Consider the following 23474-nt stretch of genomic DNA (forward strand, 5'->3'; position numbering starts at 1 on the left):
GATAACGGGAGAACGAGATGAATTTTGAAGTCGGAGACATTGTAAAACTGAAGAAACAGCATCCCTGCGGCAGCAGTGAATGGGAAATTTTGCGGGTCGGCGCGGACTTTCGTTTGAAATGTATGGGCTGCGGCCACATGATTATGGTTCCCAGAAAGCTGGTGGAGAAGAACGTCAGAGGGATGAAGGGAGCGGATGGGGCGGAAAAGCGGTAAGAAGCCCCGGAAATGTCGTAAAAACGTAGGAAAACGGGAAAAAGTACTTGCTTTTTCCGCCAATTTCTGCTAAAATATTAATCCGTGACACATTAAATTCCTTGCTCCTGAAACTGAAAGCAGGGGCCAGAGACCACAAGGAGGTAAACAAGCATGAACAAGTATGAGTTAGCCGTTGTTCTTAACGTAAAGCTCGAAGATGAGGAGAGAGCAGCAGCCATCGAGAAGATTACAAATTATATCACTCGTTTTGGCGGTACTGTAACCAACATCGACGAATGGGGTAAGAAGAGATTAGCTTACGAAATTCAGAAGATGAAAGAGGGATTCTACTACTTCATCCAGTTTGATGGCGATTCCACAACACCGAATGAGTTAGAATCACGCATTCGTATTATGGAACCAGTTATCAGATATTTATGCGTAAGACAAGAGGCATAATAGATAAAGAAAGTGTGATCGTATGAACAGAGTAATCCTGATGGGTAGATTGACCCGTGATCCAGAAGTAAGATATTCCCAGGGCGAGCGCGCCATGGCCATCGCAAGATATACTCTTGCTGTTGACAGAAGAGGCCGCAGAAACCAGGACGGCAACGAGCAGACCGCAGATTTCATCAACTGTGTCGCATTTGACAGAGCAGGTGAGTTTGCCGAGAAGTATTTCCGCCAGGGCATGAGAGTGTTGATTTCCGGAAGGATCCAGACTGGCAGTTACACGAATAAGGACGGTATCAAAGTTTACACGACCGATATCATTGTAGACGATCAGGAATTCGCCGACAGCAAGGGCGCGGCTTCCGGTGATGGCGGCGGCTATCAGCCAACATCCAGACCGGCACCGTCTTCCGCAATCGGTGATGGATTTATGAATATCCCGGATGGAGTCGAAGACGAAGGACTTCCATTCAACTAAACTTGCAGGGATAGAAACAACAAAATCTAACAGGAGGTAGTACCAATGGCATATAATAAGAATGATAAAGCTGATGGCGCCAAGTTCAGAAGAGGCGGCATGCGCAGAAGAAAAAAAGTATGTGTATTCTGTGGTGAGAAAAACGGCACCATCGATTATAAAGATGTAAATAAATTAAAAAGATATGTCTCTGAAAGAGGAAAAATTCTTCCGAGACGTATTACAGGTAACTGTGCAAAGCATCAGAGAGCACTTACCGTTGCAATCAAGAGAGCAAGACACATCGCTCTTATGCCTTATACAATGGAATAAACCCTTATTTTATAAGGATTTTGCGAATGAGATTCCGTAAGAAATTATGGGGTCTCATTTTTTGTTTTGCAGAAAAGTCGGAAATTTCCAAGTGTGTTTACGGTTTTTTTCCATTTACGCCCATTGTATATTTTCCTATAATGGAGTGGAGATACGATAGAATTTTTCACGGTAAAGGAGGATATGATGGGAACATTTTTATTGGATAAAAGCGTTACGGCGGATCTTGGAACGATGAAGGACAGAGGTGCGGTGAGACGAGCGGTGGAGCGGTTTTACCGGGATCTGGATATGGTGATTGACGGGAATTCTGCTTATGGGGGCGGGATCAGGCTCTGCGAGGAATCCATGGATCCGGAACAGTACAGGATACTGGTTGAGGAAAAACGGATGGTAATCTGCGCGGGGGATGAACTGGGATTTGTGTATGCACTGCTGCATTTGAGCGAGGCGTACATGGAGATTCTGCCGTTCTGGTTCTGGAATGATCAGAAATTCGAAAAGCGGGAGTATGTGGAGATCCCGGTGGGAACGATTGCGTCGTCTCCATATCCGGTGAGATACAGAGGCTGGTTTCTGAACGACGAGGTACTGATCAGCCGCTGGGATGGCGGAGTGAGCAGGGAGTATCCGTGGGAGATGGCATTTGAGGCGCTTTTGCGGCTCGGAGGAAATTTAGTGATACCGGGTACTGATGCGAATTCCAAGATTTATGTGGGACTGGCGGCCGATATGGGGCTCTGGATCACTCATCATCACGCGGAACCGCTGGGAGCCGAGATGTTTGCACGGGTCTATCCGGATAAGACGCCTTCCTTTGCGGAATATCCGGAGCTTTTTTACAGCCTGTGGGAGGACGGAATCCGGAGGCAGAAGGATTACCATGTTATCTGGAATATCGGGTTCCGGGGGCAGGGAGACCGGCCTTTCTGGGACGATGATCCCCAGTATGATACCCCGAAGAAGCGGGGAGACCTAATCAGCAGCCTGATGGTGCGCCAGTACGAGCTGGTAAAGAAGTATGTGAAGAATCCTGTATTCTGTACGAATCTCTATGGGGAGACGATGGAACTGTATCAGCAGGGCTTCCTGACTCTGCCGGAGGATGTGATTACCATCTGGGCCGATAATGGTTACGGGAAAATGGTATCGAGAAGACAGGGGAACCACAATCCCAGAGTGCCGGCGCTGCCTCCCGCAGATTTAAGGGATGGGAACCATGGAACGTATTATCACGTCTCTTTTTACGATCTGCAGGCGGCGAATCATATTACCATGCTGCCAAATTCTATGGAATTTGTGGAAAAAGAATTGAAAATAGCGTATGATTGTGGAATAAAGAGCCTGTGGGTTGTAAACTGTTCTAATGTAAAGCCCCACGTGTATCCTCTGGACTTTATTGGGAATCTGTGGAGAGGAAATTCGCTCACCGCAGCGGAACACAGGAGGCGTTATATGGAGTCTTACTACGCCTATGGACAGCGGATTGACGGGAAGGACCTTTTGGCGGCTCTCCCGGATCTCTTTGAAGCGTATTTTAAGTGTACGGTTCCGTATGGGAAAGAGGAGGACGAGCGGGCGGGCGACCAGTTTTATAATTACGTGACGAGGGATTTTGTCTGCCGCATCATGGCGGATGGGGGTCAGAGACCGGAGCCGGAGCTTAACTGGTTTGCACCGGGAGAGAGTCTGGAAGAACAGATGGAACAGTACCGGGAAACGGTTGTAAATGGGAGAAATGCATTTGAACCGCTTCTGGAAGCATGCAGCCGGATGGCAGAGCAGGCGGGGCCGCTTCTGGAGGATTCCCTTCTCCTGCAGGTGAAACTACATACGTACTGTCTGAGAGGCGCTGTGTCCTTCTGTGACGGTTATGAGGCGTATGCCGGTAAACAGTATCTGCGGGCGTTTTATCTGTTTGGCAGGGCAGCGGACTGGTATGAGGCGGCGGACCGGTCCATGAGAGCGCGGGAACACGGAAAATGGAAGGGCTTTTACGAAAATGACTGTCTCTGCGATGTCAAGGAGACTGCGTACTGCCTGAGACGGCTGATGGGATATATCAGGAATTTAGGGGACGGCCCTCATTTCTATGAGTGGCAGAGGGAGGTTACCTATTCGGAGGAAGATAAACGGGTGGTTCTCATCACCAACATGGAGAACCATATGACGGATCAGGAACTTTACCAGGCGATGAAGGAGCGGGAAAGTGATGAGAAAGCGTTGGGATCAGTGGGTGGAACGGTTTAGGAATACAAGCCTTGCCAGAAAGATGATGGTGGTCTATGCGGCCATATTCGGAATTCTGTGCGGTATCACGCTGCTTGCCATGCAGGTTACCTTGAGTATCTATGACGGCCAGCTTTACCAGAAGTCGCTGGAGGAACTGAATTTCTTCACGGAGCGGGTGGACGGAGAGCTGAAAAAGGTGGAGGAGCTGTCCTTCGATCTGGCAATGGACTACGAGATTCAAAATCAGCTGTCGGTCATAAAAAGTGCGAAGAACAAGGCGGAATACTCATTTCAGATGTCGAAGATGCGAAGCCGGCTGACCACAGAGGCGCTGTCTGCGGAGCTGGTGTCGGAATTTATCTATACGGATAAATTCCTGACCAGATATGAGGTGGGGAAACGGTATGTGGAACTGCCGGTGGGAATTTACGACAGCTTGCTGGAGAAGTTTGACAAGGCAAAAGGAGCCTATGTTTATGAGAATCCTACGGAGGAATTTCCCTATCTCGTCTCCGGCAGGGATATACGCAAGCACATCGATGCCAGTCTCGACTATCTGGGAAGCCTGATCTTTGTATCGGATATCCGGGTGCTGATCGAGAAGCATTTAAATCAGCTGAAAACCGATGTTTCCAGCCTGTGCGTGACCAGCGACTCCGGCCTGATCTATCAGAGCGAGGACGGTCTGTATGAGAAGATCAGGCAGGTGCTGCCGGAGAGTGATTATGAGATCATAAATCTGGAGGGGAGAAAGTATTTTCTCTGTCAGCTTACATCGGCGGAGACGGGATGGACGTATGTGAACATGTTTCCGTACAGCTCGATTTATTTTATGAACACCATGGTCCGATACTGTCTGATCGGTGGATTTCTCGTGCTGTTTGTGGCGGCGATGCTGATCCTGAAACGGCTTTCCACGGCCATTACCAGACCGCTTAACAGACTGACGGATTCGATTCAGATCGTGGAAGCGGGTGAGTTTCAGAAGGCCAAGGAGTATCTGGAGGGAGAGAAGCGAGGCGACGAGGCGGGAATCCTGACCCAGGAGTTCCGGATTATGCTGGATAAGATCATGGTCCTGATTCATGAAAACTATGAGAAGCAGATATTGCTGAAGGATACGCAGTACCGGGCGCTTCAGGCGCAGATAAATCCTCATTTTCTCTATAATACTTTGAATTCCATTAACTGGATGATACGGTCGGGGAAGAATGAGGAGGCGTCTGAGATGCTGATCTCGCTGGGAGATTTGCTGCGGGCGGCATTTAAGAAGGAACAGCTGGCTACGGTTTTGGAGGAGCTGGAGCTGGCAAGGCATTATATTGATATTCAGAAGGTCCGGTACCGGAGAAGGGCCGAGTTTCTCGTGGAGGCAGAGGGTGATTTGGAGGCGTACCACGTGCCGCGGATGATTCTGCAGCCGCTGGTGGAGAATTCGATCAACCATGGCGTGGACAATTCCTTAAATAAATGCAGGATTCTGGTGCGGGTAAAGGAAAATGTAGAGGAGCAGACCATGACCCTGGAGGTGGAGGATGACGGGCCGGGTATGACGCAGGAAGAACTGGAGGCCGTCAGGAATTTCACCATGGTGCCCAAGGGAAATGGGATTGGACTTAAAAATATCAGGGAACGGCTGAACCTGATCTTTTCTGACGCAGTATTTGAGATAACCAGCCAGCCCGGAAAGGGAACCGTTGTGAGGATTGAAATTCCGAAATATGGAGGGAAATAGACGTGTATAAGCTTCTGATCGTGGACGATGAGGATGTGGAGAGAGAGGGAATGGCAGATTTTATCCAGTGGGAAAAGTACGGGATAAGTCTGGCGGGAACCGCATGGAACGGTGTCGAGGGATATGAGGAGATCCAGAACCAGATGCCGGATATCGTGATTACGGACATTAAGATGCCTGTCATGAATGGAATTGAGCTGATCCGGAAGACGAGGGAGGATTTTCCGGATATTGTATTCATTGTGCTTTCCGGCTACGGAGAGTATGAGTATACCAGCAGAGCCATGGAGCTGGGCGTGCGTCACTATATACTGAAGCCCTGCGATGAGGCGAAGATCGTGGAAGTGATCGGCAAGGTAACGGAGGAGCTTAAGGTCAGGGAAGAGAAGAAGCGGAAAGAGGACGATATGCGGACCCAGGTCAAGCGGCTGGCTCCGAGAGCCAGGGAGCAGATGTTCCGCAATGTGCTGCTGAACCGGGAAGATATCCATAAGGACTTCGAGGCGTATCTGGGGGACTGCGGGATCTTCCGGAGAGAGGTCTTTCTTCTGGCGTTTCATAAGGAAAAATGGTTTGACTATCTGGAACAGTTTGTGGTGACGAACATTATCACGGAGCTGCTGGGAAGCAGTCACGTGCTTCTGGTGACGTCTATCCGCAACGATGTGCTGCTTCTGCTGGATGGGCGTGTATTTGATGAGATTCAGCCCGTTATTGTGAAGGTGAAAAAGGAGTATGAGAAGTTTGATTCCAGCCCGCTTCAGACAGCGGTTTCCGGCCGCGGAAGCTGGGAGCAGATACACGGCCTCTATGAGGAGGTCTCGGGGCTTTTAAAGATGGGTAAGATCGACGCGGACACGGACGCCTTGTGGCATGGATTTTATAAGGATATCAACCGGGAGGAATTGATGCTGATTAACTACCGGGCTTTGAGGGCTGCGAAATCCTATGATGCCATCCTGTTTGAGCTGTATCTGGGATTCGTAAAGATGCGGCTCAGAGGCGATCTGGCCGGGAGAAAGGAAGCGGCAATCCTTTATGTGCTTGACATGCTCTATGAGGACGAGGACAATGAACGGTGGGTGAAGGAGGAGGACGACAGGGAGCTTTTGAAGCTTCTGGCCGACTATATCAGTGAGAAGCAGGGGCTTCATCCGGGCGGAGATAAGGAAGAGCGGCGCATGCGCGATATTCTGCTGGGAATCTATCAGAACATCAGCAGCCAGGAACTGAGCATCCAGTGGCTGACGAAGGAAGTCCTGTACATGAATCAGGATTATTTCGGGCGAGTCTTTTCCAAGTGTATGAAACAGAAGTATTCTTCTTATCTCTTAAATGTCAGAATTGAACTGGCGAAACGGCTGATCTGGTATTTTCCGGAGATCAAGCTTTCTCAGATCGCGGAAGAAGTGGGATACCCGGCGGATGGCCAGTATTTTTCCAAAACCTTCCGAAAATCAGTGGGAATGTCCCCTTCTGAGTACAAGGATTATATACAAAAACAGGCGTAATTTGAAAAAAGCCGGCTTTTTCGCATGGGAGAAAGTCGGCTTTTTTCAATTGGGATGACGGCTTTTTCCATTTTTAATTTGTTTCAAATCATGTAGAATAACAGCATAAACAAGGTGCGCACCGAAACTTTGAGAGTTAAAAATACAGATCAAGGAGAAATGGTTATGAGAAAAATGAAACGTTTACTGGCGCTGGGGCTCGCTGGAATGATGGTACTGTCGGCAACGGGATGCAAAAGCACGGATAAGACGAAAGACAGCGCGGCTGGTACGACGCAGGCCGCAGCCACAGGAGGCACATCTACAGGAGGCACGACCGCAGCAGCTTCCTCCGATGGTGAAGATGTAACACTTAAGTTTACCTGGTGGGGCGGGCAGACGAGACACGAACTGACACAGCAGCTTCTGGATAAGTATACGGAGCTTCACCCGAATGTAAAATTTGAAGCGGTTCCCTCCGGCTGGGATGGATACTTTGACAAGCTGGCGACTCAGGCGGCAGCAGGAGCCATGCCGGATATCGTCCAGATGGACTATCTCTATATCAGTACCTATGCAAAGAACAGTTCCATCGCGGATCTGACGCCATATATAGAAGACGGCACCATCGATACCTCCAGTATCGATGAAAACCTGATGAAGTCCGGTGAGATCGGCGGAAAGACAGTCGGACTCGTGTATTCCAGCTCTCTTCTCGCAATGGGGTATAATCCTTTAGTGCTGGAGGAGGCCGGTGTGGCGGTTCCTTCCATGGATTGGACCTGGAGTGACTTTATTGACTTATGCAAGACCGTGAAGGATAAGACAGGAAAGCTGGGGTCAGCGACCGGCCCTGTAGATGATACCAACCTGTTTAATTACTGGGTGAGACAGCATGGAGCTTCTCTATTCAGTGATGATCAGAAATCCCTCGGTTATGACGACGACCAGGTTTGTATCGACTATTTGAATATGTGGTCGGAGCTGATGGCAGCAGGCGCAATTCCGAATCCGGATGAGTATGCGGCAATCCAGACACTGGGACAGGAAGCAGGACCGGTAGTGACGGGCGAAGGCGCTACCATGATCGAGTGGAACAACTATGCCAATAAGGTGGCATCCGTAAACGATAAGCTGAAGATTACTTCTCTGCCATTATCTGATAACACCGAATATAAAGGCCTCTGGAATAAACCAGGTATGTTCCTGACCATATCCGAAACATCAGCGCATAAAAAAGAGGCGGCTGAGTTCATCAACTGGTTTGTAAACTCTGAGGAGGCCAACGATATCATGATGGGGGAAAGAGGAACTCCGGCATCATCCGCGGTCAGAGAACACATGAAATCCACAGGCAAATTGTCTCCGCAGCAGGAAGAAATGTTTAACTATTTAGATATCACTGCCGATATCTGCGGCGAGACGCCTGCTCCGGACCCGATCGGTATGTCCGAGATCAATAAAGCCTTTAAGAACGCGGCTTACAGCGCATTCTACGGCCAGGTTTCAGCGGAAGAGGCTGCTAAGACCTTCCGTGAGGAGGCAAATGCCATACTGGTGAGAAATAACTAAGGCGTGGAAGAAAACATTTTCAGACACGTTTCAGGAAATGAAGACAAAGGGATTGCACAAGACATTGTGACAGTCCCTTTTTAAAAGACTGAGGTGACTATTTTGATAAAGAAAAGATATAAAGACAATAAAGTGGCGTATCTGCTGCTTGCCCCCTGGCTGGTAGGCTTCATCGGGATGTGGCTGATTCCCATGTGTATCTCCATCTACTATTCTTTTACGGATTTCAATCTTCTGAACGATCCGCAGTTTATCGGGGCCGCCAATTATGTGCGGGCGTTTACACAGGATAAGACCTTTTATAAGGCGTTAAAAGTGACCTTTTTATACGTGCTGCTCTTAGTGCCTCTGCGTCTGGCGTTTGCGCTGTTTGTGGCAATGCTGTTAAACAAGAAGCACAAGGGACTGGGACTCTACCGGACGCTTTACTATATTCCATCCATCATCGGCGGCAGCATCGCAGTGTCGGTGGTATGGAAACAGATTTTCGGAAACAAGGGCGTTATCATGACGCTGCTGGGTGTCTTTGGCATCGCGCAGAAGACGTCCCTCATAGGTAATCCGAAGACGGCGCTGTACGTTATTATTCTTATGGGGGTCTGGCAGTTTGGCTCTTCCATGCTGATCTTTTTATCCGCGCTGAAGCAGATTCCGGGCTCGCTCTATGAATCGGCAAAGGTGGACGGCGCGAACGGCTTCGTGACCTTCTGGAAGATTACGATTCCGATGCTGACGCCGACCATTTTCTTCAATCTGATTCTTCAGATTATTAATGGTTTCCGTGTGTTTACCGAGAGCTACGTCATCACGGATGGCGGACCGTTGGACAGCACCTTATCGTACGTCCTGTACCTGTACCGCCGTGCGTTTACGTATTTTGATATGGGATACAGCTGTGCACTGGCGTGGGTGCTGGTGGCGATTGTCTCCGTATTTACCGTAATCCTGTTTAAGACTCAGAAAAGCTGGGTTTACTATGAAGCCGGGAGGGAATAAATCATGGGAATGAAGAGAAAAAGACAGTTGAGTTCAGTGATTTTTCACGCCGGGGCGTGTATACTGGGATTCTTTATGATCTACCCGCTCCTGTGGCTGCTGGCCAGCTCCTTTAAGAGCAACGAAACAATGTTTACCAATACCTATTCCCTGCTCCCTGAAGTCTGGGATGCGGCAAAGAACTATGCCAGCGGATTTGCGGGAATCGGCGGCGTGGCTTTCAGCACGTTTTTCATGAACTCCATGGTGGTAACGGTTGTGGGGACCATCACATGCGTGCTCTCCTCACTGCTGGCAGCCTATACATTTTCCAGACTGAAATTCCGGTTCTCCAATTTCTGGTTTGGATGTGTGATGATGACAATGATGATACCGGCACAGGTTATGGTGGTTCCGCAGTATATTATTTTGAAGAAAATCCATTTAATCGATACGCGGGTGGCCCTGATCCTGCCGTGGTGCTTCGGAGGAGCGTTTTTTATCTTCCTGATGGTTCAGTTCTTCCAGGGGATTCCGAAAGAGCTGGATGAGGCGGCGGAAATTGATGGATGCGGCAAGATTCAGACACTCGTCAGGGTGCTGATTCCGATTGTGCGGCCGGCCATTATCACTTCTTCTATTTTTGCATTTTACTGGATCTGGCAGGATTTCTTCCAGCCGCTGATCTTCATGAGCTCATCGACGAAATATACGATTCCGCTTGCGCTCAATATGTATTTAGACCCGAACTCTTACAACAACTATGGCGGTTTGTTTGCAATGTCAGTGGTTTCACTGATTCCAATCGTGGTGTTCTTTATTATTTTCCAGAGGTATCTGGTGGATGGGATTGCCATGGATGGGATTAAGGGATAAATAAAATAAAAGGGGGATAACAAATTGTACAGCTTATCACGATGGAAGACCAGAATGACAGCATGTATAGTATCGGGAGCCGTGGCATTCAGCACGCTGTTCCCGGTTCCGGCAGCGGCGGCAGGTAAGATGGCCGCATACGATGGCAGTGAGGTCGTGGATCTGGCGGGAAACAGGGAGATGAAGGCTTATGGTGAACGCCTGGTCACAGGAGGAAGGGCTCTTGTATCCAGGGACTATGGAGAAGAAGCGGGAACAGGCATTTCCTATTATCTCGATTCTGAGGCCGGAAATGATGAAAATGAGGGAACCTCGGAAGACAAGCCGTGGAAGAGCCTTGAAATGGTGAATAACAGAACCTTTCAGCCGGGAGACCGGATATTGCTGAAGGCCGGAAGCGTATGGGAAGAGGAGACGCTTTCCCCGAAGGGGTCCGGTGAGGAGGGAAATCCGATCGTCATCGGCGCCTATGGGGAGGGGGAGAAACCGAAGCTGGCTGGAAATGCAGCAGTTCCCGAAGTGGTATCGCTCTATAATCAGCAGTACTGGGAGCTTTCAGATCTGGAGATTACCAATACGGCAGCCGGATTCACCGGCGCCATGAACGACCAGAATGGAAATAAGTTAAAGGATGTCAGGGGCATACGCATTGCCGGTCAGGACGGAGGCGACTTATACAATTACTATTTGCACGATTTATACGTTCATGACGTGACCGGCGTATGTGCCTGGATCAGCGGTGACAACAATGGAAAGCCGGGAATTCTGGGGAAACAGGGATGGGATAAGTCGAAGCGAACGGGCGGAATCCTGTTCGAGGTGTTGGAACCGGCTACAGACCAGCCGACGGTTTTTCACGATATTACGATTGAGCGGAACGTAGTCAATAACAATTCCTTCGGCGGCATTATTGTCAAGCAGTGGAAGGGCGCCGATACCGGCGGAGAACACTGGGCGTCGAGAGAAGAGGGGAAAGGCAATGCCGCAAATAATTATTACTGTGAAAACTGGAAGCCGCATACGGACGTCACCATACGCGACAACTATTTAAGCCAGGAAAATTCCGACTATGCCTGCAACACCATCTATCTGACCAGCGTGCAGGGCGCCGTTGTGGAGGGAAATATATCCAAGGAAGCCGGGACGTGCGGCATAGAGATGTACTACGCGGATGGAGTAACCGTACAGAGGAATGAAGTCTACAAGACCAGAGTAAAAGCCGGGGGTGCGGATTCCAATGCCATAGATCCCGATAAGGCGTCCACCAATATTCTGATTCAGTACAACTACATCCATGATACGGGAGACGGGATCCTTCTCTGCGGTTTTATCTTTGGAACCTCCGTGGTCCGCTACAATGTAATTAAGGATGCACAGAAACGGTATATCAATCCACATGGGGACAAGGGTGTCAATTATGTCTACAACAACATCCTTTATAATACAATTGAGAAGTCCAATCTGCCGTTTATTGAGTCATCAGGGGGCAATGGTGTTTATTTAAATAAATCGGGAAATATGCACTACATCAACAATAATATATTCTACAATACTGCTAAGACCACAACCAGCGTTGGAATCGGCGAGGGGCCTTCTACCTCCTATGACAGCAACTGCTATTATGGAAAGGGAGTGCAGGCGCCGGAGCAGGAGACCCGTGCGGTATGCGGTGATCCGATGTTTGAAGGCGGACTGACAGGAGACGAAGATGATGGGGCGGCGGAGCTTCTCAAGCTGCGTCTGAAACCGGAATCGCCTCTTCTGAATGCAGGAACCCAGATAGAGGATGATCCGCTTCTGTCTATTTCGGCGAACCCGGGGAGTGACTTTGCCGGAGCTCCCCTGTTTAACGGGGAACCGGATATGGGAATCTTCGAGTATCAGGGGGAAGCGGGCAGCGGAATCTTAAACGGATATGTGGAAGACCCCTACGGAAATATCATGAAGGGAGCCGCAGTAAAGTTAAAGGATACGGATTACGCCGCAGTGACGGATGAGCAGGGATTCTTCGCCATAGCGGGGGTGAAGCCGGGATCGTATACGGCGGTGATATCCAAAGAGATTTATCTGGATGGAGAGACACCGGATATCATGGTGGAGGAGAAGGCGGTGACGAGAGTCCAGCTGAGGCTGGGGGAGAGTCTGTCTGACGTGGGCAGTGTAAAAGGCTGCGTATCAAACTCATCCGGTCCTCTTCAGGGCGTTACCGTGACCGCATCGCTGGGAGATCTGGTATTTACTGCCAAAACCGGAAATGACGGCTGCTACGAGATGACGGATGTGAAGATCGGAACCGGATATGTGGTGACGGCTTCGAAAGAGGGGTACACGACGGCTGCCGCAGAAGAGGTGAGGGTAATGCCAGCCGCCGCTGCGGAAGTGAATCTGATTCTTTCCAAGGAGATCGGGAAAACGACGTATCTCATTGCAGACTTATTCGATCAGTATGATGCGGGAGCATTTACAAACAGCAGCAGCGGAAACAATATATGGAAGGTTTCCGATATCTCCGCTGCAGATGCGTCTAAGGCATCTTTGCAGATTAAGGCAGAGGGGAATGGCAACAAATATCTGGAGATGGCGAAAACCGGCACCTACAGCCTCTATGCTTATACAAAAAAAGAGTATGATCTAAGCGGAATTATTACGGTGGAGGCAAGAGTGAAGCGGACAGCGGAGTCTGCGTCTGCCAATCAGTTTGGTATGTATTCCTTTAACAAAGCGGATTTCAAAACGGGAGATCCGACGGGCAGTTCCAATGCAATCGGCACCTTCGCGCTAACGAAAGGAAATATTGTCACCCATAATAAGAAGGGCTCTTCGAACACAGTAAATGTTCAGGGGTATACAAAGAACGAATGGGATATTATCAGGAATGTTATTAACCTGGATACCAACACCTTTGATTTTTATGTAAACGACATGAATGTTCCGAAGCTGGCCGGCCAGCCGCTGCGGACACAGGGAAAAAATATTGACCGGTTTGAGTTTTTCTCCAGCGGATCAAATGTTGGAGACTTACTGATTGACTATTTTAAGGTTTGTACCGGGCCTGCCATGGATTACGATGACGCGGGCATCTCAGGAATCCGCGTGGATGGAAATGAGGCGGAGTGGAAGGGCGGCAATATCTATGAGCTGGAAATCCCTTCCGGCAGCAGTGAGGTGAAGGTACAGCCGGCTGCCAGCAGCATTTTCGCCAGAAAGATTACGGTTGGAGATCAGGATGCTACAAAGGACGCGGTTACCGTGCCGGTATCCGGATCTGGTGATTCGCTCCGCATAACCGTTCTGGCCGAGGATGGGGAGACAGAGGAGAGCTATCAGCTGAATCTGGTGAAAGAGGATGCAGCCGGACTGGCCTATTTAACGAGTCTTGCCATGGAGGGCGTCACTTTAACTCCTGAATTTGATTTTAATACAATGGAATACGAAGGAGAAGTGCCGTCAGACGTGCGCCGTGTGACACTGCAGTATGAGACGGTTCAGGCGAGCAATGAGGTGACAATCAAGGTTAATAACCAGTACGTGACGGATCCGGTGATTCCGTTAAAGCCAGGTGTTAATGTCATAGAGATCGGAGTCGCATCGGCGGACGGAACCAGCTTTGCGGATTATACTGTCACTGTTACGAGAGATTGTGTGATTGACGGAATCAGGATCGATACGCTGCCTGTAAAAACTGTCTATGAGAGAGGGGAAGAACCTGATTTCGAAGGACTGACGGTCGGAGCCTATTGTGAAGGAGAGCGGGTGCGCGTGCTTGACGCGGCCGAGTTTGCGGTAAGTATGCCGGATACGTCGGAGACGGGAACCGTTCCGGTAACGGTTACTTATGTGACGGAAGACGGCATGACGCTGGAAGCCGCCTTTGATATTGCCGTTTACGACCGGGATACCATGGAACCTCAGAGCATTAAGGTGGTGAAACCGCCGGAACAGACTGTATATGGAACCGGAGAAGCGTTCCAGCCGGATGGCATGGAAGTGCGCCTTCTCATGAAAGCCACGGCGAGCAATGCGGCACCGGCGGAGGTCAGAATTCTGGATGATGGGGAATACGACGCCATCGGTGATTTTGCAGAGCCGGGTGACACGAAGGTGGCGATACGCTATACCTGGACCGACAGCGAGGGAGAGGAACGGTATCTGGAGGACCGCGTGGCGGTAACCGTCTATGATGAGAAACTGGACTATTACGAGACGGGAATTACGGTGACAAAGCAGCCGAAGAAGACGGTCTATGAGACGGGGAGCGCCTTTGATCCGGAGGGTATGGAAGTAAAACGGACCATGAAGGCCAGCGGGAGCAACGCCGTCTATTATAAAGAAACCATTACAGATTACGATTATGATGCAGATGAGCTGACCAAAACCGGAACCAGAAAGATATCGGTCAGTCATGAGGGAACGGATAAAGACGGGGAAGACAGGACGTTTACAACCGGTGTGACGGTTACGGTAACAAACCGCGAAGATATATTAAAGAACGCGGTTCTGGAGCAGTCGGTGGCCGGGGCCAGGGAGATATTAAACAAAGAGAACGTGGCCTATGTGACGGAAGAGGAAAAGGCCGCGGCCGCCGATGCGGCTAAGGAAGTGTTCCTTGATGTAATGGGAGCGGAACATACGGTACTGACAAAAGAGATGGCCGACCGTATGGTAGAACTCGAGGCACTGCTTAAAAATGCATATCCCGGTATCACGATACGAGCCGAGGGCGATTCAAAGCTGACGGAAGGTGCGGAGGTGGCCGGAGCGCTCCTGAATGCTCCGCTTGGCCAGGGGAATCTTACGATCGTTTCCCGGATTACGGGAACGAAGCTTCCGGAAGACATCCCGGAGACCAAAGCAGCGGCGGCAATGGAAATCAAGCTTCTGGTGAATGGAGAAGAGCTTCAGCCGGATATCCCGCTTTATATGACCTTAAAGATCCCGGAGGGGATCGATAAGGCTGATCTCATCATCTATCACGTATTGGATGATGGCAGTATTGAAGTGATTGATCCGGAGATCAGCGGCGGCTTCCTGCGCTTTTTCGTGAGAAGCTTCAGTACATTTGTAATTGCCAATCCCAAAGAGGCCGATTTAACCGGAATCGAAATTACGGCTCAGCCGAAAAAAACAGAGTACCGGATTCATGAGGCGTTTGACGCCTCCGGGTTGGTGGTAACTGCTGTCTATGAAGACGGAACGAAGGCTGCCGTCACGGAGTATGGACTGGCCGGATTCGACGCAGCGACGGCTGGAATTAAAACAATTACGGTATCCTATAAAGGAAAGACAGCAAAATTTACCGTTACGGTAAAGGCGGAGGATGACGGCTCCGGAGATGATGACAACGGCGACAATGACGACGGCAATGATGATGGCAACGGCGACAATGACGACGGAGGCGGTGATAATGGCAGCGGAAGTCATGGCAGCAGCGGAAGTCCGGTGGTCCGGTCGGTTTTGCCCGATACGGTAAAGGGAAGCTGGAAACAGAATGAGAATGGCTGGTGGTTTGAGACACTGGACGGCGGTTTTGTGAAATCAGATTGGGCCCGTATCAATGAAAAATGGTATTATTTCGGCGATCAGGGATACATGGCAGTCGGCTGGGTACTCGATCAGAACCACTGGTATTATCTGGGGGCAGATGGCGCCATGGCGGCTGATGCCTGGATACTGGACCGGGGAACGTGGTACTTCTTGCAAAGCGGGGGAGCGATGGCCGCAGACCAATGGGTTCAGTGGAATGGAAACTGGTATTATTTAAACAGCGACGGCAGTATGGCTAAAGACACTGTGGTAACGGTCGGATACCGGATCGGAGAAGACGGCGTCTGGCGCCCTGATTAAGAGATAGGAACATGGACTCCCGGGAAGCGGATACTTCCCGGGAGCTTTTATTTTCCTGCGCGTCTTACCCGTAAAAATGTTTGTTTCTTCGATGTTATCTGTGAAATCAGTAAATAAATGAGGAATGAAGGTTCCTTCATTGACAAATGGTGAGAAGCGCTTTATCATAACAGTTAGAAAGACTTAAGGTTACAGGATCAGGAGGATATTTCGATGACGGTAAAGGAATGTTACGAGGCGATAGGCGCCGATTATGAGGAAGTTCTTCGCCGTCTGGCGAATGAAGAAAGAGTCGCACGTTTTCTGCTGAAGTTTCCCGGTGATGAAAGCTTTGCCGGGCTGGTTAAGGCGGTGGAGGAGAGTGATTATGAGGCGGCTTTCCGAGCGGCCCATACGCTGAAGGGGATCTGCCTGAATCTGTCGATTACCAGACTTGCCGAGTCCAGCAGTGCGCTGACCGAGTCTCTGCGGGCCGGCGGCTGGAGCGAAGAGGCAGGACCTCTCTTTGAACGGGTGAAAGACGATTACAGTCACACGGTTCAGGCGATTCAAATGCTGAAGAACGATTAATTGCGCCAGATACGCGAGGAAAAAAGATAAATGAAGAATAAAATTTTAATAGTGGATGATGCGGAGATCAACCGCTCCCTTTTGGCGGACATACTGTCTGTCGAGTATGATATTATGGAAGCGTCCAACGGTGTGGAGGCAGTTTCCCTGCTGAACCAGTACCACGCCGATCTTTCGCTGATTCTTCTGGACATCGTGATGCCGGAGATGGATGGATTCGAGGTCCTGGCGATTATGAACAGAAACGGATGGATTCAGAGCATTCCTGTCATTACGATTTCGGCGGAGACGTCCTCCAGTTATATTGAACACGCTTATGACCTGGGAGCGGCCGATTATATCAGCCGCCCATTTGATGAGAAGACGGTGCTGCGCCGTGTGAGCAACATGCTCATGCTCTATACGAAGCAGAAGATTCTGGAAGGCATGGTGACGGAGCAGATCATCGATAAGGAGAAGAATAATTTCCTGATGGTCGAGATCCTGAGCAACATCGTCGAGTTCCGTAACGGAGAGAGCGGGCTCCATGTGCTGCATATCCGCGTGATCACGGAGATGCTCTTAAAGAAGCTGCTGGAGAAGACCAATGAGATCCACCTGTCGCTGTCGGATATCGCTCTGATCGTCAATGCGTCGGCTCTGCACGATATCGGAAAGATCTCCATCCCTGAGGAGATTCTGAATAAACCCGGCCGTCTGACACCGGAGGAATTTGAGATCATGAAGACCCATTCTGCCGTCGGAGCGCAGATCCTGAAAAATGCGCCGAACCGTCAGACGGAAAAGCTGATCCAGGTGGCCCATGATATCTGCCGCTGGCACCACGAACGGTATGACGGAAACGGGTATCCGGACGGGCTTAAGGGGGATGAAATCCCCATTGCGGCCCAGGTTGTCTCAGTGGCAGACGTCTATGATGCGCTCACCAGCGAACGTGTATACAAGTCGGCCTACAGCCACGAAAAGGCGATGGAGATGATCTTAAACGGGGAGTGCGGGGCATTTAACCCGCTCTTGCTGGAATGCCTCGTGGAGGTGGGGGACCGCATTCTGAAGGAGCTTGATTTACACTCCCTGGACGGGATGTCAGACATTGAGATGGAGGGAATTGCGTCCGAACTGAAGTCCCATAATGAACTGCGTGCGTCGAACCGGACGCTGATGCTTCTGGAGCAGGAGCGGATTAAGTACCGTTTCTTCGCCTCCATGTCGCAGGAGGTTCAGTTTGAATACAATATCCATTCGGACCTTCTGGAAGTATCTGAGTGGGGAGCGAAATATCTGGGGATTCCGGAGCTGATCGCTCATCCGGAGCACAATGAAGAACTTGCAGGGGTATTTAATAAAAGTGATTTTGCGGACTTAAAGAAACAGCTTCGTGCGACCACTCCGGGAGGGCCGGTGTTCAGCGGAAGCTATCAGGTTGTCATCGAGGGAAAACCGAGGTGGTTCAAGGTTGTGGCGCGCACGATCTGGGATTCCGACGAGGATACCTTATATTCCGGGACGATCGGTAAATTTATCGATATTCACGAGGAACAGATGGAACTCACCAATTTAAAGCGCCTGGCCTCCCAGGATTCTCTTACCGGCCTCTATAATCACAAGGCGGCCAAGGAAATGATAGAGAATATGATAGTCCAGCGCGAGAATAAAGAGTATGCCATGATCCTGATTGATGTGGATTACTTTAAGTTTGCCAATGACCAGCACGGTCATATCTTCGGGGATGAGGTGTTAAAGTACATCTCCCAGAAGATGCGGCAGAATATCCGGAGGGATGATGTCGCAGCCAGAGTCGGAGGCGATGAATTCCTGATTTTCGTGGAATACCGTGACAATGTGATGCCTCAGATCGAGCGTATCTTCCGTTCCCTGACCGATTCCTTCCAGGGCTTCCAAATCTCTGTCAGCATGGGAGTGGCGCGCTGTCCGGAGAATGGAGTGGATTACGAAGTGCTGTTCCACTGCGCCGATCAGGCGCTCTATTCAGCAAAGAAGAATGGCAGGAACCAGTTCTGCCTGTATGACAAGACAATTCAGGGCTTTTTATCTGTGCTTTCGCCGATGGATAATTGAGGAAGCTGTGAGCCAGGCGAGGAGAGTGGAATTTCCGGAGAGATACCGGAGGTTCCGCTTTTTTATTTCATGAGAACGATGTTTTTATGATATAAAAACTCTCTGGTATTTCGGATATTTTACCATTTATGTCTGATTTTTGAATTAACTTGAGAAAGAGTGTCTGTTAAAATAGAAACAGATGAGGAAGCTTCCCAAATGAAAAGAAAGGATAAAGGCGATTATGAAAAAAAGAATAGCTCTGATTGTGGCGGCAGCACTTGCGGCGACAACAGTAATGACGGGGTGCGGCAGCGGAAACGGGCAGAAAGCGACCGGGGCGCCGGCGGCGGAAAGTGTGGCGGAAGGTACAGCAGCGGAAGGTACGGCAGCGGGAGGTACAGCGGCGGAACGTGCGGACGCAGGCAAGGGGCAGGAGGTACAGGAGAGTGAGACCGCAGACCCCATGGCAGCCATTACCGATGATGGAACGAAAAAGACGATTACATACTGGCACACATTTACAGAGGGAGCACGCAAAGACTATATCGACGAGATGGTAGCCGAGTACATGAAGGAACATCCAAATGTGACCATCAATGTAGAGGTGTATCCATGGAATGTATTTACGCAGAAATGGACGGCGGGGCTGGCGGCCGGAGCGCTTCCGGATGTCAGCAGCGTAAATCCGGACAACTTATTTGCAATTAATCAGGCGGGGGCGGTGCTGCCCATGAACCCTTTGATCGATGCGCTGGGAGAGGACTATTTCCTCGGAAAACCACTGGAGAACTTTACGGATGGGGACACGGTTCTGGGGATTCCCTATTACCTTCATTCCTATGTCATGTGGTACCGCAAGGACGTATTGGAGGAAAAAAATCTGCCTGTGCCGAAAAACTGGGATGAGCTGTTAAGCACGGTGACCGCGGTGGCGGATCCGCCGAACAGATATGGATTTACCATTGCCATGTCTAAAAACGACCAGATGTGCGCACAGCTTCTCAGCTGCTTTGCAAAGGCGGAGGGAGCTCCGTTAATTACAGAAAATAATAAGGGGAATTTAACCGATCCGAAGGTGGTAAAGGCAATCCAGCTGATGGCGGACCTCTATAAGGCAGGCTCTCCGGAAGGCTCCGTAAACTATGGGCTCTCCGAGCAGAATGACGTATTCTTCCAGGGAAAATCGACGTTTGCATTTGGATCGGGCTTCCATATCAATGGAGTCAAACAGAATTCACCGGAGCTTCTGGATAAGATAGCAGCGGTTCCGTTTACGGGACCGGATGGGGAAAATCTTGGAGCTACCACATTTGTCATTGGTCTGATGGGATGGAATCAGACGAAGTACCCGGAAACGGTATATGACTTCATAAAGTTCCATTTTGAAAAGGAACGCTATATTGATTTCCTGCATCTGATTCCGGGCGGACAGCTGCCGGCGACGGCGGAAGCTGCGAACTCAGCAGAATTCTATGATGATGAGACTATCCAGAAATTCAAGACAGAGATTGAGTACATCCAGGAAGGGATTGAGAAGGGAACCTTTATCGGTATGGACTATGGCCTTACGCCTGCGGCCTCGGCGCTGACCAGTCAGGGCATTATTGAGGAATGTCTGCAGGATATCGTGCTGAACGGGACTCCGGCGGAGGAGGCTGCGAAGAAAGCGAATGACAAGCTGAACGCGGCGATTGAGATCTTAATGGAATAATAGCATTACAGGAGGAATTTTATGAGGCAATACCGGGATCGGCAAAACGCCGGAAAGAGTGTCGGGGACCGGATAGCGGATTTTGTGGACCGCCATATGTGCGGGGTTTTCATTACTCCGGCATTTCTCGTGACCATACTGCTGCTGGCATATCCGATATGTATCAGTGTGTATTACAGTTTTACCAATAAGAGCCTGCTGGGAAAAGCGGTTAAGTTCGTCGGGTTTAACAATTACGTGTCGGTTCTGCAGAATCCGGAGTTTTACCACGCGCTGTGGAACACCCTTGTATACACCGTAATTTCACTGTCTCTGCAGCTGTTTTTCGGATTTATAGTGGCTCTGTCACTTCATAAAATCAACCGGTTCAAAGGGATGTTCCGGACGCTGGTGCTGATCCCGTGGGCATTTCCCATGATTATCGTTACCTTTACATGGTCCTATCTCTTAAATGATCTATACGGGATCGTCAATGCCAAACTGCTGCATTGGAATCTGATCGCACAGCCGATTCAGTTTCTGGCCAACCCGAAGATCGCCATGCTGACAGTGAGCCTGATCAATGTGTGGTTTGGAGTCCCCCTGTTTGCCATTAATATTCTGGCGAGCCTGCAGACGATATCCAGAGATTTATACGAAGCGGCCCAGATTGACGGCGCCAGCCCGTTTCAGAGATTTCGATTTATTACGCTGCCGTTTGTGAGAGTCGTAGTGGGACTGCTCATTATTCTGAGGACAATCTGGATTTTTAACAGCTTTGACCTGATATTCCTCCTGACAGGGGGAGGTCCGGGAACCTCCACGGAAACGGTGCCGATCTTTGCCTACCGCATGGGGTGGACCCTGTATTCCCTGGGAAGGTCTTCGGCTGTGACCATTCTGCTGCTGCTGTTTTTGACGGCGGCCTGTCTGATCTATTTTAAGATATTGGACCACTGGGAAGAGGAGGTGGCGTGATGAGAGCGAGACTGCATAAAAACGGATGGACCATACTGTCCTATGTGATTCTTACCGCCGCGGTACTGCTGGCGGGAGGACCGCTCGTTATCGTGATATTTGCCTCTTTTAAGGGACAGTTTGAGATTGTCAGCAACACGGCGGCCCTTCTGCCGGAACGGTTTTCGCTGTATTGGTTTAAGGATCTGCTTCATAAGACGGACTTTCTGATATACGTGAGGAACAGTCTTCTCTACTCGTCGCTGTCCACGGTGCTGGGCATGACGATCTCCTCTCTGGCCGCCTATGCGATTACGCGGTTTGGGGGCAGGAAACAGAAGATTCTGACGAGAGTGATTGTGATGACCTATATGTTTCCGCCGATTCTGCTGGCAATTCCTTACTTTATCCTGGTGTCGAATCTGGGGCTTGCCAATACGCTGCCGGGATTATTAATGGCTTATATGTCATTTACCGTCCCCTTCTGCACCTACCTGCTGGTCAGCTACTTCCGGACGGTGCCGAAGGATATCGAGGAGGCGGCCCTGATAGACGGACTCCGGAGGCCGGGGGTATTTCTCCACATCGCGCTTCCGCTGGTGGCGCCCGGGCTGGTAGCTACGGCTATATTTGCATTTATCAACGCGTGGAATGAATTCTTATACTCCCTTCTGATTATCAGCAGCGGGGATAAGCAGACCGTTTCCGTGGGCCTTTACTCCCTGAAGGGCGGTATGGAGACGCTTCAGTGGGGAGATATGATGGCGGCGTCAGTTCTGGTCGTCATTCCGTCGATTGTGTTTTTCTCGATTATACAGAAGAGCATTGTAGGGGGGCTTACCGCGGGGGCAGACAAATAAAGCTAGTGCCGCCGGACTTAAATGCAGTACGTATTTAGGTCCGGCGGTACTGGAGAGAGGAGAAGGAAATGGCTGGATATGGAATCATCGGATGCGGATATGCGGGTGGCATCCACGCGGATAATCTTGCGGGACTGCCGGGGGCGCGGCTGGCAGCGGCCTTTGATCTGGATTATGAGCGCTCGAAGGCGTTTGTGCGGGACACGGGGGCTTATGCGGCCCCGACAATCGAGGAGTTGTGCAGCAACAGGGAAGTGGAGGCCGTAATCATCACGACTCCCAATAACAGCCATGTGACTCCTGCCATCCTTGCGGCAGAGGCCGGAAAGCATGTGTTCTGTGAAAAACCTGTGGCATTGAGTTTAAAAGATACGAAAGAGATGCTTGATGCGGCGGAGAAGGCGGGGGTACATTTTTTTGCCGCGCATACAACCAATTTTATCAGGGGCGTCCAGACGGCGAAGGCGCTGCTGGCCGCGGAAGAGATCGGAGAGCTGCTTATGATTGAGGCCGTTCATACGGACTGGGCGGGGCCTCAGAAAACCATAGGCTGGAAACAGACGAAGGAAATCTCCGGAGGTCATCTGTACCACCACATGCATGAGGTGGATTTAATCTGCCAGCTGGCCGGTCTTCCGGTTTCGGTATATGCAAAAGGGAAGAATCTGGTCCATCACGGAGATGGCTGCGGTGATGAGGAGGATGCCATATTTCTGAATATGGAGCTCCAGGGAGGCGGTTTTGCATCCCTGACAATCGGTTCCGCATTCCGCCTGGGAGATCACTTTGTAAAGCTTCAGGGAAAGACGGGTGGAATTCTGATGGATTTTAAAAATTCCTTTGTCCGCCTGGAAAATGACCGGGGGGAGACGCTGTATCCCATGCAGGAAAATGAGGCGGAGGATGAGGAACGCAGGAACGGGTATCGAAAAAACAGAACGGACGCGGGGAAGGGATTTGGTAAGCCGGGAATGAAGACCTCTTCCTGGATGCGCACCATATTTTATAAGGAACTGATGTGTTTTGATGAGGCAGTCAGAACCGGGAACGCAGTTCCTGGCTGTGAGACCCTGCTGGACGGAAGCGCAGCCTTAAACTGTGTAAAGGTACTGGACGGGGCCAGGGAGTCCATGGCCGTGGGACTGCCGGTCAGACTGGAGGCGAGATAG

The 23474-nt window shown here is 50.3% G+C and carries 17 protein-coding genes; all 17 read left to right on the forward strand.

Annotated features, from left to right (window positions below):
* The first annotated feature begins 17 nt into the window (after nucleotides 1-17).
* Nucleotides 18-215 carry a DUF951 domain-containing protein gene (locus H8S80_RS11785; protein ID WP_002602082.1) on the forward strand — a complete coding sequence of 66 codons (198 nt, stop codon included), beginning with the start codon at nucleotides 18-20 and terminating at the stop codon, nucleotides 213-215.
* 153 nt (nucleotides 216-368) lie between these two features.
* Nucleotides 369-656, forward strand: a complete 288-nt coding sequence (gene rpsF / locus H8S80_RS11790; RefSeq protein ID WP_002602081.1) for a 30S ribosomal protein S6 — start codon at nucleotides 369-371, stop codon at nucleotides 654-656.
* A gap of 22 nt (nucleotides 657-678) precedes the next feature.
* Nucleotides 679-1131 carry a single-stranded DNA-binding protein gene (locus tag H8S80_RS11795; RefSeq protein ID WP_025532065.1) on the forward strand — a complete coding sequence of 151 codons (453 nt, stop codon included), beginning with the start codon at nucleotides 679-681 and terminating at the stop codon, nucleotides 1129-1131.
* A gap of 45 nt (nucleotides 1132-1176) precedes the next feature.
* Nucleotides 1177-1443 carry a 30S ribosomal protein S18 gene (gene rpsR / locus H8S80_RS11800; RefSeq protein ID WP_002602079.1) on the forward strand — a complete coding sequence of 89 codons (267 nt, stop codon included), beginning with the start codon at nucleotides 1177-1179 and terminating at the stop codon, nucleotides 1441-1443.
* 186 nt (nucleotides 1444-1629) lie between these two features.
* On the forward strand, nucleotides 1630-3693 hold the full coding sequence (locus H8S80_RS11805; protein ID WP_181988038.1) for a glycosyl hydrolase 115 family protein: 2064 nt from the start codon (nucleotides 1630-1632) through the stop codon (nucleotides 3691-3693).
* Nucleotides 3656-5410, forward strand: a complete 1755-nt coding sequence (locus tag H8S80_RS11810) for a sensor histidine kinase (RefSeq protein ID WP_117633218.1) — start codon at nucleotides 3656-3658, stop codon at nucleotides 5408-5410. The genes H8S80_RS11805 and H8S80_RS11810 overlap by 38 nt, the downstream gene beginning before the upstream one ends.
* 2 nt (nucleotides 5411-5412) lie before the next feature.
* Complete coding sequence (locus tag H8S80_RS11815; protein ID WP_117633219.1) at nucleotides 5413-6921, forward strand: response regulator transcription factor; 1509 nt, start codon at nucleotides 5413-5415, stop codon at nucleotides 6919-6921.
* A 165-nt stretch (nucleotides 6922-7086) separates the two neighbouring features.
* Nucleotides 7087-8472, forward strand: coding sequence for an ABC transporter substrate-binding protein (locus H8S80_RS11820; protein WP_243008002.1), 1386 nt, complete (start codon nucleotides 7087-7089; stop codon nucleotides 8470-8472).
* A gap of 102 nt (nucleotides 8473-8574) precedes the next feature.
* Nucleotides 8575-9468, forward strand: coding sequence for a carbohydrate ABC transporter permease (locus H8S80_RS11825; protein ID WP_025532069.1), 894 nt, complete (start codon nucleotides 8575-8577; stop codon nucleotides 9466-9468).
* A 3-nt stretch (nucleotides 9469-9471) separates the two neighbouring features.
* Entirely contained in the window at nucleotides 9472-10323 is an 852-nt protein-coding gene (locus H8S80_RS11830; protein WP_117633221.1) for a carbohydrate ABC transporter permease, read from the forward strand.
* Nucleotides 10324-10377: 54 nt separating this feature from the next.
* Nucleotides 10378-16167, forward strand: coding sequence for a bacterial Ig-like domain-containing protein (locus tag H8S80_RS11835; RefSeq protein ID WP_117633222.1), 5790 nt, complete (start codon nucleotides 10378-10380; stop codon nucleotides 16165-16167).
* Between the two features lie 213 nt (nucleotides 16168-16380).
* Nucleotides 16381-16737, forward strand: coding sequence for an Hpt domain-containing protein (locus H8S80_RS11840; protein WP_002602071.1), 357 nt, complete (start codon nucleotides 16381-16383; stop codon nucleotides 16735-16737).
* A gap of 30 nt (nucleotides 16738-16767) precedes the next feature.
* On the forward strand, nucleotides 16768-18816 hold the full coding sequence (locus H8S80_RS11845) for a GGDEF/HDGYP domain-containing response regulator (RefSeq protein ID WP_002602070.1): 2049 nt from the start codon (nucleotides 16768-16770) through the stop codon (nucleotides 18814-18816).
* 223 nt (nucleotides 18817-19039) lie between these two features.
* Entirely contained in the window at nucleotides 19040-20509 is a 1470-nt protein-coding gene (locus H8S80_RS11850; protein WP_117633223.1) for an ABC transporter substrate-binding protein, read from the forward strand.
* Nucleotides 20510-20530: 21 nt separating this feature from the next.
* Nucleotides 20531-21466, forward strand: coding sequence for a carbohydrate ABC transporter permease (locus tag H8S80_RS11855; protein WP_002602068.1), 936 nt, complete (start codon nucleotides 20531-20533; stop codon nucleotides 21464-21466).
* Entirely contained in the window at nucleotides 21466-22305 is an 840-nt protein-coding gene (locus tag H8S80_RS11860) for a carbohydrate ABC transporter permease (RefSeq protein ID WP_002602067.1), read from the forward strand. Before H8S80_RS11855 ends, H8S80_RS11860 begins: the two co-directional genes overlap by 1 nt.
* A gap of 68 nt (nucleotides 22306-22373) precedes the next feature.
* The gene (locus H8S80_RS11865) at nucleotides 22374-23474 is read left to right on the forward strand and encodes a Gfo/Idh/MocA family protein (RefSeq protein ID WP_117633224.1); all 1101 of its coding nucleotides are present in this window, start codon (nucleotides 22374-22376) and stop codon (nucleotides 23472-23474) included.

The sequence above is a fragment of the Hungatella sp. L36 genome (genome assembly GCF_014288035.1).

What these genes read in the sequence shown, in the direction of transcription:
- H8S80_RS11785 (WP_002602082.1), top strand. Translation starts at nt 18, where the DNA reads ATGAATTTTGAAGTCGGAGACATTGTAAAACTGAAGAAACAGCATCCC.
- rpsF (WP_002602081.1), top strand. Translation starts at nt 369, where the DNA reads ATGAACAAGTATGAGTTAGCCGTTGTTCTTAACGTAAAGCTCGAAGAT.
- H8S80_RS11795 (WP_025532065.1), top strand. Translation starts at nt 679, where the DNA reads ATGAACAGAGTAATCCTGATGGGTAGATTGACCCGTGATCCAGAAGTA.
- rpsR (WP_002602079.1), top strand. Translation starts at nt 1,177, where the DNA reads ATGGCATATAATAAGAATGATAAAGCTGATGGCGCCAAGTTCAGAAGA.
- H8S80_RS11805 (WP_181988038.1), top strand. Translation starts at nt 1,630, where the DNA reads ATGGGAACATTTTTATTGGATAAAAGCGTTACGGCGGATCTTGGAACG.
- H8S80_RS11810 (WP_117633218.1), top strand. Translation starts at nt 3,656, where the DNA reads ATGAGAAAGCGTTGGGATCAGTGGGTGGAACGGTTTAGGAATACAAGC.
- H8S80_RS11820 (WP_243008002.1), top strand. Translation starts at nt 7,087, where the DNA reads ATGAGAAAAATGAAACGTTTACTGGCGCTGGGGCTCGCTGGAATGATG.
- H8S80_RS11830 (WP_117633221.1), top strand. Translation starts at nt 9,472, where the DNA reads ATGGGAATGAAGAGAAAAAGACAGTTGAGTTCAGTGATTTTTCACGCC.
- H8S80_RS11835 (WP_117633222.1), top strand. Translation starts at nt 10,378, where the DNA reads ATGACAGCATGTATAGTATCGGGAGCCGTGGCATTCAGCACGCTGTTC.
- H8S80_RS11840 (WP_002602071.1), top strand. Translation starts at nt 16,381, where the DNA reads ATGACGGTAAAGGAATGTTACGAGGCGATAGGCGCCGATTATGAGGAA.
- H8S80_RS11845 (WP_002602070.1), top strand. Translation starts at nt 16,768, where the DNA reads ATGAAGAATAAAATTTTAATAGTGGATGATGCGGAGATCAACCGCTCC.
- H8S80_RS11850 (WP_117633223.1), top strand. Translation starts at nt 19,040, where the DNA reads ATGAAAAAAAGAATAGCTCTGATTGTGGCGGCAGCACTTGCGGCGACA.
- H8S80_RS11855 (WP_002602068.1), top strand. Translation starts at nt 20,531, where the DNA reads ATGAGGCAATACCGGGATCGGCAAAACGCCGGAAAGAGTGTCGGGGAC.
- H8S80_RS11860 (WP_002602067.1), top strand. Translation starts at nt 21,466, where the DNA reads ATGAGAGCGAGACTGCATAAAAACGGATGGACCATACTGTCCTATGTG.
- H8S80_RS11865 (WP_117633224.1), top strand. Translation starts at nt 22,374, where the DNA reads ATGGCTGGATATGGAATCATCGGATGCGGATATGCGGGTGGCATCCAC.